At 29.6% G+C, this 233-nt stretch carries 1 pseudogene; it reads right to left on the bottom strand.

Going from position 1 to position 233, the window contains the following annotated elements:
- Positions 1 to 82: 82 nt before the first annotated feature.
- Positions 83 to 233 (bottom strand): annotated as a pseudogene (locus L0U85_RS21540) (LysR family transcriptional regulator); the annotation flags it as partial.

Raw genomic sequence — 233 nt, forward strand, 5'->3', positions numbered from 1 at the left:
GTTGGTTGTTTAGAGGTTCCAAATGACAGTCAATACAGGAACTAACTTAGAACTTCGATTTTTTTAAATTTCATAAAATAGCCTAAGTAAAAATTTTATAAATTTCGTTTCTTAAAAAATGGTTTCTTTTATTGTCCATTAAGTTTTTATGCCAATAAATTCCAATATTCATTTGCGGCAGTTGAACAGGGACATCAAAAATATTGAGTAGAGGTGAAACATGCAAATGGCTC

Origin of the sequence: Glycomyces sp. L485 (genome assembly GCF_022548875.1) — a bacterium.
In the GTDB taxonomy this organism is placed as follows: domain Bacteria; phylum Actinomycetota; class Actinomycetes; order Mycobacteriales; family Micromonosporaceae; genus Glycomyces.